Annotated in this window: 11 protein-coding genes, 2 tRNA genes and 1 riboswitch; of the genes, 10 read left to right on the top strand and 3 right to left on the bottom strand. The window is 50.4% G+C overall.

Features of this window, described 5'->3' with window-relative positions:
• Positions 1 to 41 precede the first annotated feature (41 nt).
• From THS27_RS22910 to THS27_RS22900, 3 genes are all read right to left on the bottom strand, one after another.
• Positions 42 to 117 (bottom strand) — tRNA-Asn (locus tag THS27_RS22910).
• Between the two features lie 4 nt (positions 118 to 121).
• Positions 122 to 195 (bottom strand) — tRNA-Cys (locus THS27_RS22905).
• Positions 196 to 353: 158 nt separating this feature from the next.
• A complete protein-coding gene (locus THS27_RS22900; protein WP_168184980.1) occupies positions 354 to 2,747 on the bottom strand; it encodes a methyl-accepting chemotaxis protein in 2,394 nt (797 codons plus the stop codon).
• Positions 2,748 to 3,369: 622 nt separating this feature from the next.
• On the opposite strand from THS27_RS22900, the gene THS27_RS22895 reads away from it, so the two are divergent.
• From THS27_RS22895 to THS27_RS22850, 10 genes are all read left to right on the top strand, one after another.
• Positions 3,370 to 4,026 (top strand): protein-L-isoaspartate O-methyltransferase, encoded by a 657-nt coding sequence (locus THS27_RS22895; protein WP_371456156.1) that lies wholly within the window; start codon positions 3,370 to 3,372, stop codon positions 4,024 to 4,026.
• Positions 4,027 to 4,119: 93 nt separating this feature from the next.
• The gene (locus THS27_RS22890) at positions 4,120 to 4,443 is read left to right on the top strand and encodes a rhodanese-like domain-containing protein (protein ID WP_085594838.1); all 324 of its coding nucleotides are present in this window, start codon (positions 4,120 to 4,122) and stop codon (positions 4,441 to 4,443) included.
• Positions 4,444 to 4,593: 150 nt separating this feature from the next.
• Positions 4,594 to 5,952, top strand: coding sequence for a TolC family outer membrane protein (locus tag THS27_RS22885; protein ID WP_085594836.1), 1,359 nt, complete (start codon positions 4,594 to 4,596; stop codon positions 5,950 to 5,952).
• A 93-nt stretch (positions 5,953 to 6,045) separates the two neighbouring features.
• Positions 6,046 to 6,708: a DUF2497 domain-containing protein gene (locus tag THS27_RS22880; protein ID WP_246833076.1), complete on the top strand. Its 663-nt coding sequence runs from the start codon at positions 6,046 to 6,048 to the stop codon at positions 6,706 to 6,708.
• An 89-nt stretch (positions 6,709 to 6,797) separates the two neighbouring features.
• Positions 6,798 to 9,464, top strand: a complete 2,667-nt coding sequence (locus THS27_RS22875) for a valine--tRNA ligase (RefSeq protein WP_085594833.1) — start codon at positions 6,798 to 6,800, stop codon at positions 9,462 to 9,464.
• 126 nt (positions 9,465 to 9,590) lie between these two features.
• Positions 9,591 to 9,956 carry an antibiotic biosynthesis monooxygenase gene (locus tag THS27_RS22870; protein WP_085594831.1) on the top strand — a complete coding sequence of 122 codons (366 nt, stop codon included), beginning with the start codon at positions 9,591 to 9,593 and terminating at the stop codon, positions 9,954 to 9,956.
• On the top strand, positions 9,956 to 11,362 hold the full coding sequence (pabB, locus tag THS27_RS22865; RefSeq protein ID WP_085594829.1) for an aminodeoxychorismate synthase component I: 1,407 nt from the start codon (positions 9,956 to 9,958) through the stop codon (positions 11,360 to 11,362). The genes THS27_RS22870 and pabB overlap by 1 nt, the downstream gene beginning before the upstream one ends.
• Positions 11,363 to 11,409: 47 nt before the next feature.
• The gene (locus THS27_RS22860) at positions 11,410 to 12,039 is read left to right on the top strand and encodes an aminodeoxychorismate/anthranilate synthase component II (protein WP_085594827.1); all 630 of its coding nucleotides are present in this window, start codon (positions 11,410 to 11,412) and stop codon (positions 12,037 to 12,039) included.
• A 2-nt stretch (positions 12,040 to 12,041) separates the two neighbouring features.
• Complete coding sequence (locus THS27_RS22855; protein ID WP_085594826.1) at positions 12,042 to 12,890, top strand: aminotransferase class IV; 849 nt, start codon at positions 12,042 to 12,044, stop codon at positions 12,888 to 12,890.
• Between the two features lie 64 nt (positions 12,891 to 12,954).
• Positions 12,955 to 14,235 carry an EAL domain-containing protein gene (locus THS27_RS22850; RefSeq protein WP_085594824.1) on the top strand — a complete coding sequence of 427 codons (1,281 nt, stop codon included), beginning with the start codon at positions 12,955 to 12,957 and terminating at the stop codon, positions 14,233 to 14,235.
• A gap of 166 nt (positions 14,236 to 14,401) precedes the next feature.
• A riboswitch (FMN riboswitch) is annotated at positions 14,402 to 14,549 on the top strand.
• Positions 14,550 to 14,603 lie beyond the last annotated feature (54 nt).

Raw genomic sequence — 14,603 nt, 5'->3', positions numbered from 1 at the left:
AAGAAAAAGGGACCGAACAAACGTTCGATCCCTTTCCACATTGGCTCCGGCAGCAGGACTCGAACCTGCGACCCAATGATTAACAGTCATTTGCTCTACCAACTGAGCTATGCCGGATTAGTGGAGGCGCGAGCCGGAATCGAACCGGCGTGCAAGGATTTGCAGTCCTCTGCGTAACCACTCCGCCATCGCGCCAGCGCGTCGGCAGGGCGGTGTATAGCCCTATAGAATACGGGCCGTCAAGCACCCAATTTTACATTTTTCATACAACAGCATGAATTTAGGGTCAAAAGCAGCACTGCCGCCAGTTTGAGCTTGGCGGCAGTGGTTAAATAGTGTTGGGCGAAGAAGGTTTACCGGCGGTGCTGCTGACGCTCCAGCCACGGACGCAGGATTTTTTCACGATCAGGAGAGGGGCTGAACTCAACGTTGGCGATATCGCCTTTGCTATTCTCAACTTCAAACGACAGTGAAACATTTGGTCCGTCGATGCGAATTGTGCCGCGAACGCCTGTCGCCAGCGGCTTTTGCAATTTCACTTTGCTGCCGCCATTGGAAAGGTCGATGGTTTTGCCTGTTATGGTTTCACCATTCACATTAATCTGAACGCGGGCTTCAATTTCGAATCTGGTGTCACGGCGGCGGTTTACTTCCGGGGTGGCCGTGCGAACAATGCGAACAAGGGTCGCGCGAAGTTCGGCAATACTGGTGTCAACTTCTGACGCAATCCTGTTCATATTCTCGGCCCGCTCCAGGTTGCTGTCAGCTTCCTTGGCGACATCGGTGATTTTTTCGGTAACCTCGTTAGACGCCGTTGCCGTCTCTATCACGTTGCGGGCAATTTCCTGGGTCGCGCTGTCTTGCTGATGTACCGAGGTTGCAACGTTCGATGCCACCTGATCAATGCGACGGATGTTTTCGCTCATATGTTGAACTGTAGATACAACCGAGCCGGTAACCTCCTGGATATCGCCAATTTGGCGGGTGATTTCCTCGGTTGAACGGGCTGTCTGGTTGGCCAGGTTTTTTACTTCCTGTGCGACCACGGCAAAACCCTTTCCGGCGTCGCCGGCACGGGCTGCTTCAATTGTTGCATTAAGAGCAAGAAGGTTGGTCTGGGCGGCGATGTCGGCAATCAGTTCAGCGACTTCACCAATACGATCAACACTGTCTTTTAGTGATAAAACAGTACGTTCTGCCTCGATACCTGATGTATTGGCTTCAGTGGTAATTGTTGTTGCTTCTTCTATCTGACGTGAAATTTCCCGGATCGAAGCGGCCAGTTCTTCGGACGCGCCCGATACGGTTTCAGCATTTGCCAGTGCTTCGTGTGCAGCGGCGGCAACGCTTTCGGAATTGGTTGAAACCCGTTGCGATGATGCCGCCATTTCACCCGCAGATGAATTTAACCGTGATGTCTGATCAATGATGGCTTCAACAACAATCTGCAATTCACGTTCGACGGTTTCGGCCAGATTTTGCAAGGCATTAATGCGTCGCGAATTTGCTTTTTCCTCGTTTTCCTGGCGCTCCAGGATGCCATAAGCCAGCTTGGCGTGCAGGGCACGTAACTGCTGAATGACGGGTTTGAAATCGGATACGGACGGTAATTCGATATCGTGAGAAAAATTGTTATGCGCGATGGCTTCGAAGTGCTCTTCCATGCGTTGCAGGGGCTTGCGCAACTTCCGAATCATGATTGTGCCGTAAAGAAGCGTCAGGGCGATGGCAACAACAATCAAAATCAGGGTAACAATTAAGGCGTTATAGAAATTTTGTTCCGCCATCGCGACCCGTTCTTTGGTCAACTGATTTTGCAAGGCGGAAAGATCGCCGATTTTTGCCGTTAATGGGTCGATAATCTGATAGAGCTGTTGTTCTACCAGTGTTTTTAATTTTGCCTTGTCTTTGGCACGAAAAGCATCTTCAAGTTCTTTTGCCAGGGCATCAGCCGATGTCATCATTGATGTGATGTTGACTAAAATTGTTTTCTCACGCGGCTGAAGGTCTTGTGCGGCATATTTTGCAATGTTGGTGTGGATTCTTGCTTGGGCAGTTTCGATGCCTTTCAGGCCGGTATTCCAGTCGAAATTACCGTTATTCACCTTATGCGCGGCATCAACGATAAAAACTGCATAATCGTCGGAGATTTCTTTTAAAAGATTAAGCGGTTTGACCCGGTTTTCATAGACTTCGACCAAATGTTGTTCGGTGTTTTGTTCCGCCCATACGCCAAAACCACCAATAAGCGCCATCAGGATAACCATCGAGCCAAAGGCCAGGGTCAAGCTGCCCCGAATACCGGAGATATAATTGCGGCAAGAGGCGCTAAAACCGGTTTTAACCAGTTGTCCGTCATCCAGGCCTGCATTTGATGCACCGTTACGCAGGTCGGCATATGCTTGCTCGGCCTCACGTTTTTGCTCGGTTGTTGGTTTGGTACGGATCGATATATAGCCAGAAACTTTTCCGTCTTCGATGATGGGGGTGACGTTGGCGCGAACCCAGTAATGATCGCCGTTTTTGCAACGGTTTTTAACCACTCCTTGCCACGGGCGCCTCGCTTTAACCGTTGACCACAAGTCGGCAAATGCTTCTTTTGGCATATCGCGGTGACGTACAATGTTATGCGCGGATCCAATCAGTTCGTTTTCGTCAAAACCACTGATTTTTATGAAGTCCTGATTGGCAAAAACAATTTTGCCCCCGGTATCAGTCCGGGAAACTAGGATGCTGTTGTCATCCATTTCGACTTCGCGGTTTGTTACTGGCCCCGTGTCCCGCATGGTCCCCTCTGGCGTTGCTGGTGTTGTGTTGGTTTAATCTGTCGCTAAATACACAGATACAATGCGGAAAGAATTGATATATCTTTGTATTGATTGACTAAAGGCATACGATCTTTAATCTATCCATTGGTATTATCAACGGGTAATTTTTGTGTCGGGAATCGTAAGTGTCGTCTTCAGGGCGCACCAAAATGCGTGATCGGGCGTTTTTTATTGATCGTAAATTTTATCCGGAAGTTTGTATTTGAAGTAAAGTCCCGACAGGCGGCAAAGCGTTCTGTCTGGAATTATTGATAAAACGTCCCAAATATTGCGTGATTGGCAGCTTTGACATCAAAGGGCTGCCGTAGCGCGGGGAGGGGTTATTGTTTCGTTCTGGTGTGATTTCAGGTTGTGAAGCAGCGCATTTTCGGAGCGATATTGGTTAAAAAGGACGGGCGAGCGCCCCTGGTGCACCGTTCAATTAATTTCCAATGTTGTCAGGCGCACACGGGCTGATTATAAACATGATACCTCGTCTGACTCTGTTGCTGGAATTGCAACGGCGTCATAGTGCATTTCTTGCGGGAATTTCAGGTCAAATATGATGGATTATCAAGTCGCGCGCCACAACATGGTGGAAAATCAGGTTCGTGCCAACAAGGTCACCGATCCTTTGGTCATCGCAGCGATGGAAGAGGTCCCGAGGGAACTGTTTTTGCCCGAAAACAAACGCGGCGTTGCGTATGTTGATGAAGATATTTCCATTGGGAATGGTCGTTATGCGATTGAGCCAATGGTTATTGCCCGTCTGATGCAAATTGCGGAAATTGCCACAACCGACGTCGCATTGGTGATTGGTGCCGGTTACGGTTATGCCTGCGCATTGGTGTCACGGGTTGCAGAAACGGTGGTTGCCGTAGAAAGCGATACTGCAATGGCGCAAACTGCCGAAAAAATCATGCAGGACAATAATTACGACAATGTCATTGTCGTTGAAGGCGATGTTGTCACCGGCTATGCCAAACAATCACCTTATAATGTCATTCTGTTTGATGGTGCTGTGGCCGAAGTTCCGGAAGCCATACTTGGTCAGCTTGCAGAAGGTGGCCGGTTGCTGGCCGTTGTTCGGGAACCTAACAAGGTCGGCGTTGCGCGCCTGTACGAACGCGAACATGGCGTTATTGGCCATCGTGACCTGTTTGATGCAAATGTTCCATATTTGCCAGGTTTTGAACCGGTCGAAAGTTTTGTGTTTTAATGCATGATGAAAAGGGCTGTTCTGATAACGTGGTGACGATATCAGAACGCATCGTTGTGTTATTGACTGTTGCAAGGACTGTTTGAATTGGACATGGTCCGGGATATTTCGTGTCGGGAGGTGGCGCAGCTGATGGAAACATCCGCGCCGCTTACACTTGTTGATGTGCGCGAAGCCTGGGAACTGGAAATTTGCGCCATTGAAGGTGCCCTACACATACCGCTTGGTGAAATAGCCCAGCGGTATGGTGATATTGATGACAGCAAGCCTGTGGCTGTTTTGTGCCATCACGGGGTTCGCAGCCGTCATGCGGCGATGTTCCTGAGGGCACAGGGACTTGAAAATGTCTTTAATATCGCAGGCGGCATTGAAATGTGGGCTATCGATGTCGCGCCAGAAATGTCACGATACGAATGATGGAAATGAATTAATTCGACTAAATAAAGGGAAAATTGGAAATTTTGCTTCCAACTGTCTCTTTTTTTAGACATTTTTATTGGCAACGTTACCAAATCGGAACTGCGCTGGGGTCGGGACTTAGTGTAGGACTTTGACAAGGGTGTATAAATGATAAAACGGTTCTTGCTGACCTGTAGCATTCTGGCTACTGCCGGAGTGATCACCGCAGGGGCGTCTGCTGAAACCCTCGATGATGCGCTTGCCAAAGCATATCAGAGCAACCCGACGCTGGAAGCTGGCCGGGCGCAACTGCGTGCAACGGACGAGCAGATATCTCAGGCTCTTTCCAACTGGCGGCCGACGGTTCAATTAAATGGTAGTGCAGGTATCCGCAGGCTGGATGTTGATACCGAGCAGGCTTCGACCACACGAAAATCAACATTGAACCCCTACGAGGTTGGCCTCAATGTAAGCCAGCCGCTGTATCGTGGCGGTCGGACCGAAGCCGAGACCGAACGTGCAGATGCGCGGATCAAGGCTCAGCGCGCTGCGTTGCGTTCAAGTGAGCAAAATGTGTTCCTTGATGTTGCAACGGCATATTTTAACGTTTTGCGCGACACAGCTGTTGTTGAACTGAACCAGAATAACATTCGCGTTCTTGAGCGTCAGCTTGAAGCAACACGTGATCGTTTCTCGGTTGGGGAAGTGACCCGTACTGACGTGTCGCAGGGCGAGGCTCGCCTTGCCGGTGCCAAGGCCGATTTGATTGCGGCACAGGGCACGCTTGCCAATACACGCGCGGTTTATGAACGTCTGGTCGGGAATGCACCGACTGACCTTCAAATTCCGGATCCGCTTGGTGGTCTGCCGACGGGTGTTAAGCAGGTCATCGAAACCGCCAGCGCACAGCACCCGGATGTTCTTCAGGCGCAGTATTCGGAAGATGCCGCTCATGATGACATTCGCCTGAGCGAGGGTGCGCTTTATCCGGTGGTCAGTTTGTCGGCCGGTTTGTCGCGCAGCAGCGAATCATCTAGTGAAGACATGACAACCGATACTGCCGAGGTTTTGGCAGAAGTCACGGTGCCGATCTATCAGCAGGGTGCTGAATATTCCAGCATTCGTGCGGCCAAGCAAACTGCTAGTCAGGCACGCATGGTTGTCGATCAGTCACGCCGTGAAGTAATTGAAAGTGCGACCAGCGCGTGGGAAAACCTGGTAACGGCACGTGCCAGCATCGAAAGCCAGCAGGCTGAGGTTTCAGCGGCTGAAGTTGCTCTTGATGGTGTGCAACGTGAAGCATCAGTCGGCTCGCGGACTGTGCTTGATGTTCTTGACCAGGAACAGGAACTTTTGCAGGCGCGTGTGTCTTTGGTGCAGTCGCGCCGGGATGCGGCGGTTGCTGAATTCCAGGTAAAGGCAGCAATTGGTGCCCTGAATGCACAGGTTTTGGGTCTGCCGGTTGAAATTTACGATGTAGAACAGAACTATAATAAAGTTAAGGATCAATTGTGGGGATCTGATTGATCTGGAAGTGCCAACACCGGCCCCGAACGGGAAGGGGGTCGGATAATCGACCGGACCAGTTCGGTGATTATTTTTTAGCGCGGAAGAAAACCAATGAGTGACGGGCAACAGGAACCTTCGATGGAGGACATCCTTCAGTCTATTCGCAAAATTCTTGCGGATGAAGGCGAGGATGAAAAAAAGGAACCGGCAAAACCAAAGCCGGCCCCGGCCCCGGTGCCTGAACCTGAACCAGAGGTTTTTGACGAGCCGGAAGATGAGTTTGACGAACTGGTTCTGGAAGATGAACCGGAAGAGCTGGAGCTTGACGACGAAGAACCTGAACCTCTTGATCTTGATGATGAAGAGGAGATGGAACTTGAACCGGAAAGTATGGATCTTGACGATATGCTCGATTTTGAAGAGCAGGTCGATGAAGAACCTGAACCGGAGCCAGAGCCGGAACCTGTTCGCGAGGAGCCGCGTCGTCAGATGCCTGCTTTTTACGAGGAAGAAGATGATGATGAACCTGCCCTGATTTCGGGGCAGACAGAATCTTCGGCCTCAGGGAGCATGACAGAGCTGGCCCAGGCGGTTGCACGCAAGCGTGCAATCGGTTTGGGAATCAACGCTGGCCATGCCACCCTTGAAGATCTGGTGCGCGATATGCTGCGCCCGATCTTGAAAGAGTGGCTGGATGAGAATTTGCCTTATATGATCGAACGCCTTGTGAAAAAGGAAATCGAGCGGATTGTAAGCCGCGCCGAAGACCTCTAGGCGAGCCGACGAGCAATAAACAGCGGCGCGCCTTTGGTGCGCCGCTTTTTTTCTTTTATCAATAAAACCCGCAGCGGATCAGAAAGACGATGTTGGATAAAACCTATAGCCCGGCAGACGTGGAAAACAAGCTCTACGAAAAATGGGAAAAATCCGGGGCATTTTCTGCCCATCCGGAAAGTAAAGAAAATCCCTATGTCATTATGATGCCGCCGCCCAACGTGACCGGTAGCCTGCATATGGGGCATGCGCTGACCTTTACCTTGCAGGATATTCTTGTGCGCTACAACCGCATGACCGGCAAGGATACCTTGTGGCAGCCAGGCACAGACCATGCCGGCATTGCGACCCAGATGGTGGTGGAACGTCAGCTTGGCGCCCAAAATGTGACCCGTCACGATCTGGGCCGCGAAAAGTTCGTCGAAAAAGTCTGGGAATGGAAAGAGGAATCGGGTGGAACCATTACCAATCAGTTGCGTCATCTTGGCGCATCGCCTGATTGGCCGCGCGAACGCTTTACGATGGACGAGGGCCTGTCAGCTGCTGTACGCAAGGTGTTTGTAACCCTGCACAAGCAAGGGCTGATTTACCGCGACAAGCGTCTGGTGAACTGGGATCCTAAACTTCTGACCGCGATTTCGGACCTTGAAGTGGTTCAAAAAGAAGTCAAAGGTCATTTTTGGCATTTTAAATACCCGATCGAGGGCCGCGAGGGTGAGTTTATCACCGTTGCCACGACCCGCCCGGAAACTATGCTGGGCGATACAGCAGTTGCTGTTCATCCCGATGATGAACGTTATGCCGATCTGGTTGGCAAATATTGCATTTTGCCAATTGTTGGCCGTCGTATTCCCATCGTTGCTGATGAATATGCCGACCCGGAAAAGGGCTCCGGTGCGGTTAAAATCACGCCGGCGCACGACTTTAACGACTTTGAAGTTGGCAAGCGCAACGATCTGGAAAAAATCAATATTCTGGATGACCATGCCTGCATCAATGAAAATGCGCCCGAAGAATATCGCGGCATGGATCGGTTCAAGGCGCGTGATCTGATTATTGCCCGGATGGAAGAGTTCGGTCTTGTCGACAAGATCGAGGAAACTGTTCACATGGTCCCTTATGGGGATCGTTCCAACGTTGTCATTGAACCCTATCTGACGGATCAGTGGTTTGTGAATGCGGAAGTTCTTGCCAAACCGGCAACAGAAGCCGTTGAAGATGGCCGTATCCGTTTTGTGCCCAAAAATTGGGAAAACACCTATTTTGAATGGATGCGCAATATCCAGCCATGGTGTATTTCACGCCAATTGTGGTGGGGACATCGTATTCCGGCATGGTTTGGGCCGGACGGCACCTTCTTTGTTGAAGAAACCGAAGCTGAAGCAATTGCTGCAGCCAAGGCACATTACGGCAAGGATGTTGAACTTAATCAGGAAACCGACGTTCTTGATACGTGGTTTTCATCTGCCTTGTGGCCGTTTTCAACGCTGGGCTGGCCTGATCAAACACCGGAGCTTGGCAAATACTACCCGGGCGATGTGCTGGTTACCGGGTTTGACATTATTTTCTTCTGGGTTGCCCGCATGATCATGATGGGGATGCATTTCATGGATGGGCAGGTGCCGTTCCGTGATGTGTATATCCATGCGCTGGTCCGCGATGAACACGGTCAGAAAATGTCCAAATCCAAGGGTAACGTGATTGACCCGCTGGATCTGATTGGCAAATTTGGCTGCGATGCCTTGCGCATGACGTTGACGGCCCTGGCCGCACAGGGTCGTGATATTAAACTGGCTGAGTCACGGGTTGAAGGGTATCGCAACTTTGCGACCAAAATCTGGAATGCGGCCCGTTTCTGCGAAATGAATGAATGTACCGTTGTTGACGGATTTGATCCCAAATCGGTGAAAACGACGTTGAATCGCTGGATTGTTGGCAAGGTTGCCGAGGCGGCCAAAACCGTATCCGGTTCGATTGAAAATTATCGTTTCAATGATGCGGCGGCGGGTGCCTATCAGTTTGTCTGGGGAACTTTCTGCGATTGGTATCTGGAACTGGCAAAGCCCGTATTCATGGGCGACGATGTTGATGCAAAAACCGAAACACGGGCCACTGCGGCATGGGTTTTGGATCAGATATTGTTGATCCTGCATCCTGTTATGCCATTCATCACCGAAGAATTGTGGGCGCAAACCAGTGAAACACATACAGGTTTGTTGATGGCGCAAGCCTGGCCCAAACTGGATGATGACCTGATTGATACCAATGTCGAAGCCGAAATGGATTTGGCATTACGCCTGATCGGCAATATTCGCGGGGTGCGTTCAGAAATGAATGTGCCGCCGTCTGCCGAGGTGCCAATTTATCTGGTCGATGCAACTGCCGCCATGAAGGCTGCAATTACGGCACAGGAAGCACAGGTCAAGCGTCTGGCCCGGGTCGCTGTGATCGAACTTATTGGTCAGGATGGCGTGGAAGCCGTTGCCAAAGGTGCCATTCAGACCGTTGTTGACGGCGTGCCGGTATTTGTTTCTGTGGCTGATTTCATTGATGTTGCGGCAGAAAAGTTGCGTCTTGAAAAAGAAATCGAAAAAATTGGCAAATACATCACGGCGCAGGAAGGCAAGCTGTCGAACGAACGCTTTGTCAGTCGAGCACCGGAAGAAATTGTTGCGGCCGAAAAAGGTAAACTTGAAGATGCCCGTAATACGTTGGGTAAACTTCAGGAAGGTTATGATCGCATTGCTGCCATGTAAGGTTGTGCGTTTTATTGCCTGATCGACAAAAGGGGTGCTGTATTTACGGCATCCCTTTTTTGTCGCTGGTATTGGCGGGGGAATCGCATAAATTGTCGCCCTATGTTTTGCGCAGGAGACAGTGTTATGCCGCTTTCCCGTTTGCCGTCGCCGCCATATTACGCCGTTATTTTTTCATCCATTCGCACAGATGGTGATGATGTAGCATATGGAGCAAAAGCCGCCGAAATGAGCCGCCTTGCAGCACAACAGGATGGGTATCTTGGCGAAGATTCAACTGTCCGTGATGAGAATGGCATGGGAATTACGGTGTCTTACTGGCGGGATGAAGCGGCCATTCGTGCGTGGAAATTACAACTTGATCACACCGAAGCCCGCAATATGGGCCGCGCAAAATGGTATCAAAGCTATACGTTAAGGGTTGCCAGAGTTGAGCGGGCCTACGATTTTGATCGGCCTGACGGCAATTTTCAGAACCGGGATCAGGATTGATGCTGGTTGAAGAACATCCATTTATGGAACCTGTCATTGCTTTTGAGGCGTTACGGGATGTTGGCGAATGTCAATTCCTTGACGGGGGAAATGACAGCGGCTTTTCCTATATTGCCTTAAACGCTGTTCATGCCATTTCAGCCCGGGACGGGCAGGTAACGGTTGATGGTGTTGATGTGCCCGGTGCCCCATTTGAGGTGCTGGCAACCATGATGGCCGGTTATGACATTAAAAATGATCCGGTTTTGCCTCCATTCCAGGGGGGGCTGGTGGGTTATTTCGGGTATGATTTGTGCCACCAGCTTGAAAAGCTGCCTGTGCCGGAACAGGACTGGCTGAATATTCCCGATATGTTGGTGGGCATTTATGATGCTGTGCTGTCCTTTGATCTTGCCAATCGTCGGATGTGGATAATTACGCACGGTTATTTGGAAATGGGTCAAGAAACCCGGAAAACCTGCGCGTCACTGCAACTGGCCCAGATTAAGGGGTGGCTAAGCCATGGTCAGCAATCCTTCGAGGTTGATGTGCCAGCCGCACCTGCTTTGCCAGACATTGTGCCGTGGCAGACCGATTTTAACCGCGCGGATTATGAACGTGCGGTAAGGCAGGTGCTGGATTACATATTTGCAGGCGATATTTTTCAGGCAAACCTGTCGCAGTCGTTTTTCGCCCATTATGGGCCTGAAAATACCCCGGACAGATTTAGCCTCTATCGACGATTGCGCGCAATAAGCCCGGCCCCATTCGGGGCATATCTTGAATTTGGCGCAGTTGGTATTTTATCAAACTCGCCGGAGCGGTTTTTGAAAATAGGCACCGATGGCCGGGTTGAGACCAAACCGATCAAGGGAACCCGAGCGCGTGGAACAACGACATTAGAGGACGCCACAAACGCACAGGAATTGCTTCTGTCTGAAAAAGACCGGGCAGAGAATGTTATGATTGTTGATTTACTGCGCAACGATCTGTCGAAGATCTGTGAACCCCATAGTGTTATTGCAACCGCAATTTGCCAGCTGGAAAGCTTCGCCAACGTCCATCACCTTGTTTCAACAATTGAAGGACGACTTGAGAGCGGGAAAACGGCAATTGATGCGCTAGCGGCATGTTTCCCTGGCGGGTCGATTACCGGGGCACCTAAAATCAGGGCGATGGAAATTATAACCGAACTTGAAAATCGTCGTCGCGGCGCCTATTGCGGGGCGATCGGGTTTATCGGTTTTAACGGGGCGATGGATACGAATATTGCCATTAGAACCCTGTCAATTCATGAAGGCCGGGCCGCCTTTAACGTTGGTGGTGGTATTGTCGCCGATAGTATTCCTGCCGCTGAATATGACGAAACCCTATCCAAGGCGGCCAAGCTGATGGCGGCTGTTGGCATAGGGGCAGAATTGCCATAACGTCTGACAGACTGGTGCGCTGCTGACACGGGAACGGGAAATCGTTTGTGATTTTACTGATCGATAATTACGATTCTTTTGTTTTCAACCTGGCGCGATATGTTCGTGAACTGGGGCGCGATGTTGTGGTTATGCGCAACGACGCCATTGATGCGAATGGTGTTCGTAAGCTGGCACCGGATGCCATTATTATGTCGCCGGGTCCCTGCGCGCCTGATCAGGCCGGGCAGTGCCTTAATATCGTGGGCGACACATGTGCCGATATTCCATTGTTGGGTGTATGCCTTGGTCATCAGGTTATCGCCCAGGCGTTTGGCGGCAGTATTACCCGGGCTATCCGCCCTTTGCATGGCAAGACGACCCCCATTGAACATGACGGCACAGGGGTGTTTGCCAATGTGCCAAATCCCCTTACCGTGACCCGGTATCATTCGTTGGTTGCACATTTACCCGTCAATGATAGCCAATTGCGGGCAACGGCGATTAGCTCTGACGGGGAATTGATGGCGCTGGCGCATACAAGTTTGCCGGTCTTTGGCGTGCAATTTCATCCCGAGGCGGTTTTGACTGAACATGGCCATGCGTTGCTGGCGAATTTTTTGCGCATTGCCGATAATTTTAACCGGCGAAAAACAGTGCTGCGAGAGCCCGGCGATGTAATTGCAAAGGGAGCCTGATAATGTTGTGGCTTAATGGCTCGTTTTATACGGTTAATCCCGCGCAAATATCCGTTTCAGATCGTGGTTTTTTGCTGGGGGATGGTGTTTTTGAAACCATGCGGGCACGACACGGGCAAGTCGGCTGGTTGTCGTCTCATCTTGAAAGAATATCCCGTTCTATTGACATAATAGGCGGCGTTTCTGTTTCGCTGCCTTCTAAAACACAGATGGCGGAAATTATTGCGACACTTTGTCAGACATTTTCAAACCCTCATGGGGTTATCCGCCTGACCATATCACGCGGGCAGGGTGGGCAGGGGTTGCTGCCTGCCGGGGCAAGTGAGCCCGTGGTGTTAATAACAGCAAAACCATTTGATCTTGAGGGCGGCAAAAAGCCTGTTACCCTGGCAGTATCAAAACGGGTACGTCGTAATCCGTGGTCGGTCGCCAGTCAGATAAAAAGCCTGAATTATCTGGATAATATCATTGCCCGGCAAGAAGCGGCCAATGCGGGGGCAGAAGACTGCCTTATTATGACGCAAGATGGTTATGTTGGCGAAACCACCATTGCCAATATTTTTGTTCTGATTAACGGCCAGCTTTGCACAGCAGCAAAACAAAGTGGGATTTTTGCCGGATTGGCCCGCGACTTTGTAATTGATTGGGCGCAAAGAAATGATATCGCAATATGTTATGATCCGTTGACGATTGGGGACCTAAAAGCAGCAGAATATGTTATTGTTTGCAATGCATTGCGCGGTATTCGGGCCGTTTCAAGTGTCGAGGGGGAAATGCTTGTACAATCGGAATACGGACGGGATTTGCATAAAAAATTGTCGTCGGCTCTTGAAATGAGTGTCAGGGGTTAGCTTGTAATCAGCTGCGATTTTTAAATCGGTTTCAAATTTCAGAGAACACACGCGCAGGGAGATTATGACGCAAACTGGAAAGCTAAAGGAAATTTCGGCAGTCAGGTTACTGGAATTGCTGAAAAAGAATGATCAGTCTGGCAAGAAGCTGTTTGTCGGATTGTTGAATGTACCGGTTGCGTTGCGATTTTCGTCCGAGGATTATGCTGTTCTGATGCGTGAAGGTTTTCGCCTTTTGCCCGAACGCACCCAGCAATACAAACTTGATAATGGCATGGTTGCATTTGTTCGCCTTGGTCGCGGCTTTGGCAATGTGGACCCGTTTGTCGATACTATCTCGGAATTACTGGAAAAGGTTATTGTCCGCCAGGGGATAGGGGCGGTTCCCGATGATATCTGGAGTGAATTTCGCTGGCCAGATGATGATGCCGGGTTACAAGCCGCCCTTCATATCAGTGAAAAAGATGCCATTTCATCGATCGGCAAAAAGAAAATTGACCTGGCAAATATGCTAAAGGCGGCCATTTCAGGTGATGCTGTTTATGATTCGTGCCGTCGTCAGGCCATTTTGGAAATCCGCGATACCCAACGCGAAATTATTGGCCACGAACTTTATTGTTCACTGGATTTTTTGCGCCATAATCATTTGGCAAATTTCGCCCTTGAGGGTCCCGGTGAAATAGAAATTCTGTCGCGGGTGCTTGATGAAAAGGTCATGGCCCTGACCGAACGCCTTTCGCCAATTATTTTGCCCGATGTACTGCATTTGAACATGCAGGTGCAAACCATCTTTTCAGATGCATTTACCAGCTTTCTTGACAGCGGTGACAGCCGTTTTGCCCGAAACCTGGCGATTGAGGTTTCGCTGGAAAACGCGATAGCCGACTGGTGGGAATTTGAAGACGCCTGTAAATTATTACAGTCTGCCGGGGTTCGGGTTGGCCTGGATCGCATAACTTTGCCAGCGCTTGAGTTTTTATCTCCTCGCAAGATCAAGGTTGATTTTGTGAAGGTGATTTGGGATCAAAATATTATCGGGTCCAAGCGATCAACTGTTGCCGAAAGATTGCGCGAATTTGCAACCACATTGGGAAACCGCAACCTGATTTTAACCCGTTGCGATAGCCGAACCGCGGTGCGAATGGGACGAAGCCTGGGGGTCGATGCGTTTCAGGGCAGTTATGTTGATGCCTTGCTGGGCAAACATCTTGCCGAAGATTGTGATTCCCCCCATGCCGCGGGCAACGAGCGCCGCTGTGCCGTTTGCCAATGGGCACCGCGCGAGGCCGAAAGCAACGGGTGCAGCTTTCACTTTCGGGCAGGTAAGGTTTTGCCGCCTCTTTAGGATACCCGATCAATAACGGGGAGAAGGGCCGTTTGGCAGCCAATCGGTTATCTGCATTTGCGCAACACTATGTTGGCAAGGTTTGATCTTGCCAACATAGTTGTAATTTCCTAATGTCATCCCACTGACCGTTTGTTGCGGTTGGTTATGTCGTTATTAAAACGGCGCTTATTCTCAGGGCAGGGTGTAATTCCTGACCGGCGGTAACCCGATTTCGGGAAGCCCGCGAGCGCCTGACAGGTAACTGTCAGGGTCAAGCAGATCTGGTGTGATTCCAGAGCCGACGGTAATAGTCCGGATGGGAGAGGATAAGGCGTGACAGAAGTGGCCACTGGATTTTCCATGTGTCTGTTTTGTCAGGTATCGAC

It is taken from the genome of Thalassospira sp. MCCC 1A01428, from assembly GCF_002115825.1.
GTDB lineage: Bacteria > Pseudomonadota > Alphaproteobacteria > Rhodospirillales > Thalassospiraceae > Thalassospira.
The sequence above is the reverse complement of the archived record's forward strand: the minus strand, read 5'-3'. Positions and strand labels throughout refer to the sequence as shown.